Consider the following 4,366-nt stretch of genomic DNA (forward strand, 5'->3'; position numbering starts at 1 on the left):
TCAATGACCCCTCCACCACCGTGATCTAACCCTTTCGTTTCACAATCTTCCCACCCCCTCCCTTCTCCCGTTCGGGGGGACCGCATCGGTCCCGCCCCGCCGCCGTACCGCTGGTGTCAGCGCCGGTCGACCGGCGGAATGACGGTGGTGGTCTCGCCGTCGTCGCTGGTGCGCTGCCCCGGCACCGCGCGATCGGTGCCGCCCGAGACCACCTGGGTGGTGTCGGGGTCGACGCCGGTGCTCACCACCTGCGTGACGTCCGAATCGGTCGAGCCACTGACCACCTGGGTCGTGTCGTCGGTCGCCGAGGGCCGGGCCGGCGTCGGGTCTTCGACGGCGGCGCTGCGGTGAGCCAGCGGGGCGGCGTCGGAGCTGACCGGGAAGTGGACGACCTGGGTCGCCTCCGGGTCGCTGGGCCGGGTCACCACCTGGGTGGCGTCGGCCTCGGCGGGCCGGGTCACCACCTGGGTGGCCTCCGCGCCGCCGGTGGCGGCCGACCGGCGGGCCAGCTCGGCCTCGGCGTCGCGCCGACCGGCCCGGTACGCCTGGGTGTGCTCGGCGATCAGCCGCGACTCCTGCTCGGCGCGGGTCAGCCACGACTCCCAACGGCTCTGCATCGGACGGATCAGACCACCGCCGACACCGACGACGAGGATGCCGCCGATCGTGGCCAGCACGGCGATCAGCACGGGAGTGGTGACCGCGGTGGCCACGCCGATCTGGTTGAGCGCCGCGATGACGCCGAGGCCGAGGATGAACACCGAGGCGATGGTGGCCAGCGCCCGGCCGTACGACAGGCCGCCGAGCGCGCCGCTGATGATGTCCTTGACCGCGTTGGCGATGGCGGCGGCGACCACGACGATGACGATCGCGACGAAGGCGCGGGGCAGCCAGGCGATCACCGCGCCGAGAAGGTCGGAGATCGGGTTCGGGCCCCAGATGCCGAAGGCGAGCTGAAGGGTGAACAGCAACAGCGCGTAGTAGACGAGCTTCGCGACGATGTCACTGGCGTCGTACCGGGAGCGGCTCAACGCCCGACGGATGCCGCCGCGTTCGACGGCGCGGTCGAAGCCCACCCGTTCGAGGACCTTTTCCACGATCTTCAGCGCGGCCTTGGCGATCAGCCATCCGGCCACCAGGATCGCCAGGAAGGCGACGGCCTTGGGCAGGAAGAGCATCACCGAGCGGAGGGCGTCGCCCACCGCGTCGCTGACGTTTTCACTCATCTGGTCATCCTTATGTGGGCAGCCGGAGGGGTCCGCCCCGACCTACCCCCGACCCGACTCGCGGAAACACCCGTGATCATCAGGCAGGTCGGCCCTCTAGCGCGCGGGCGAGTTTTGGCAATATTCTCCGAAGTACGTGCGGCCACTGGAGCTACTTTTCATCCCCCCGCCGTCGGCCGCAGGAGGAGATGCCATGCACGTCGACCATTCCGAAGTGGATCGCCGGACGCTGCTGCGGGCCGGTCTCGGCGCCGCCACGGTCGCCGTCGTCGGGAGCGAACTCGCCTTCCCGGGCGCGGCGCAGGCCGCGCCGGGCACCGACCTGGACTGGATCATCAGCTGTGACGAGTGGGCCGCCCGCCCGCCGAAGGACCCGCTGTCGGTGAGCGCCATCGCCACCAACAAGATCATCGTGCACCACATGGCGTTCCCGAACGTCACCGACTACTCCCGCGAGCAGGCGGTCAAGCTGGCCCACGACTGCCAGGACCTGCACATGGACGGCAACGGCTGGTCGGACACCGGCCAGCACTTCACCGTGAGCCGCGGCGGGTACGTGCTGGAGGGCCGCCGGGGCAGCCTGGAGCGCCTCGAAGCCGGCGACCGGCAGATGATCTCGGCGCACTGTCCGGGTGAGAACGGCCGGGCCATCGGCATCGAGAACGAGGGCACCTACGTCACCGAGACGCCACCGGAGGCACTGACCGACTCGCTGGTCAAGCTCTGCGTCGCGATCTGCCGGCAGTACGGGCTGCACGCGTACGACATCTTCGGCCACTGGGACTTCCGCACCACCGAGTGTCCGGGCGCCGCCTTCTATCGACAGTTCCCCGAGCTGCGGCGGCGGGTGCACGCCGCGCTGGGCACCACGCTCGGTGACGTGCCGGCGCGCCGCTGGCCGGACCTGTGGCGGTTCGTCAACTCCCCCTCGGTCCGGGTGGTGCAGCACCTGCTCGCCTACCGGGGCTACCCGGTGACGGTCAGCGGCACGTTCGACGCCGCGACCGTGGCGGCGGTGCAGGACTGGCAGGCCCGCAACGGCATCGCTGTCGACGTGGACGCCACCCTCACCACGCCGACCTGGGAGACGCTCGCGCCGGAGTTGGACCAGCACGCCGTCGGAGCGCCGGTCACCGCCGTGCAGGAAATCCTCGCCACCAAGGGGTACGCGGTCACCGTCACCGGGGCGTACGACCACGCCACCCGCAGGGCGGTGCAGGACCTGCAGGCGCTGCACGGGCTGCCCCGCAACGGCAAGCTCAGTACGAGCACGTGGTGCACCGTCGTCGGCGGGTCGGTCCGCGAGTCGTTCCGGCACCGCTGAGCCGGTGGTGGCGGTGCGGGGGCGCACCCGCACCGCCACCAGCCCGCTCACCGGTTTGATCCGCCGCCCCGGCGGAAAGAGTTGCGGCATGACCTGGGCCCGTCGAGCCGTACCCGCCGTCGCCGCCGCCGTCGCGGCACTCGCCGCGCGGGATCTGATCCAGCGCGACCACGCGCTGCTGCGCAACTTCCCGGTCCTCGGCCGCGCCCGCTACCTGTTGGAGACGATCGGGCCGGAGCTTCGGCAGTACATCGTGGCCGGCAACAACGAGGAACGGCCTTTCACCCGCGACCAGCGCCGCTGGGTGTACGCGTCGGCGAAGCAGGAGAACAACTACTTCGGTTTCGGCACCGACAACGACATCGAGTACACCCCCGGGTACCCGATCATCAAGCACCGCACGTTCGGTCGGGCCGTGCCGCCGTCGTCACCGACCGCCGGGCACGACGTGCGGGTGCCCTGCGCGAAGGTGCTCGGCGCGGCACGGGGACGGGCCCGCGCGTTCCGACCGGAGTCGGTCGTCAACATCTCCGGGATGAGCTTCGGCTCGCTCTCCGGCAATGCCATCACCGCGCTCAACAAGGGAGCGGCCCTCGCCGGCTGCCTCCAGAACACCGGCGAGGGCGGCCTGTCGCCGTACCACCGCAACGGCGGTGAGCTGGTCTTCCAACTCGGCACCGCGTATTTCGGCTGTCGGGACGAGCACGGCCGGTTCAGCCTCGACCGGTTGAAGAACCTGATTGCCGGCGCACCGGTGCGGGCGCTGGAGATCAAGCTGAGCCAGGGTGCCAAGCCGAGCCTCGGTGGGCTGCTGCCCGGGGCGAAGGTGTCCGCCGAGATCGCCGCCACCCGGGGCATCCCGGCCGGTCAGGACTGCGTCAGCCCGTCCCGGCACGCCGAGTTCTCCGACTGCGACAGCCTGCTCGACTGGGTGGAGCTGCTGGCCGCCGAGACGGGCCTGCCGGTCGGCATCAAGTCGGCGGTCGGTGACCTGAGCTTCTGGGAGGAACTGGCCACCCTCATGCGCGACACCGGCCGGGGTGTGGACTTCGTGACCATCGACGGCGGCGAGGGAGGCACCGGTGCCGCACCGCTGATCTTCACCGACTCGGTGTCGCTCCCGTTCCAGCAGGGCTTCTCCCGGGTCTACAAAATCTTCGCCGAGCACGGTCTGCACGAGCAGGTGGTCTTCGTCGGCGGCGGCAAGCTCGGCCTGCCGGACAACGCCATCGTGGCGTTCGCGCTCGGCTGCGACATGGTCAACGTCGGCAGGGAGGCGATGCTGGCGGTCGGCTGCATCCAGGCGCAGAAATGCCACACCGACACCTGCCCCACCGGCGTCGCCACCCAGAACGCGTGGCTCGCCCGTGGGCTGGACCCGGCGTTGAAGTCGGTCCGCGCCGCCAACTACCTGCGGACGCTACGCCGGGACCTGACCAAGGTCGCCGAGGCCTGCGGCGTCGAACACCCCGGCCTGATCGGCACCGACGCCGTGGAGATCCTGGACGGCCGCACCGGCTCAACCCCACTGCACCAGGTGTACGGCTACCGACCGGAATGGGGACTGCCCTCGCCCGCCGACCAGGCGGAGATCATCCGGCTGATGGTTCCGGAGGCACCCCAGGGCGGCAGCGCCCCGCCCTCCGCCACAGCCGTCGGCTGAGATCACGCCCGACCCGCCGGCGAGGGCCGCATGCGCGACCTGAGAAGTACCAGGCCCGGATCGCGGATCGCGGATCGCGGATCGCGGATCGCGGATCGCGGATCGCGGATCGCGGATCGCGGATCGCGGATCGCGGATCGCGGATCGCGGATC

The 4,366-nt window shown here is 70.8% G+C and carries 3 protein-coding genes; 2 read left to right on the forward strand and 1 reads right to left on the reverse strand.

Annotated elements, in window-relative coordinates:
- Nucleotides 1-116 precede the first annotated feature (116 nt).
- Nucleotides 117-1,226, reverse strand: a complete 1,110-nt coding sequence (locus tag AB0877_RS30095) for a hypothetical protein (RefSeq protein ID WP_366612989.1) — start codon at nt 1,224-1,226, stop codon at nt 117-119.
- A gap of 193 nt (nt 1,227-1,419) precedes the next feature.
- Here AB0877_RS30095 and AB0877_RS30100 point away from each other — a divergent pair, with 193 nt between their 5' ends.
- Nucleotides 1,420-2,550, forward strand: a complete 1,131-nt coding sequence (locus AB0877_RS30100; RefSeq protein ID WP_366612991.1) for an N-acetylmuramoyl-L-alanine amidase — start codon at nt 1,420-1,422, stop codon at nt 2,548-2,550.
- A gap of 88 nt (nt 2,551-2,638) precedes the next feature.
- Nucleotides 2,639-4,213: an FMN-binding glutamate synthase family protein gene (locus AB0877_RS30105; RefSeq protein ID WP_366612993.1), complete on the forward strand. Its 1,575-nt coding sequence runs from the start codon at nt 2,639-2,641 to the stop codon at nt 4,211-4,213.
- Nucleotides 4,214-4,366 lie beyond the last annotated feature (153 nt).

The sequence above is a fragment of the Micromonospora sp. NPDC047644 genome (assembly GCF_040704315.1).
GTDB lineage: Bacteria > Actinomycetota > Actinomycetes > Mycobacteriales > Micromonosporaceae > Micromonospora.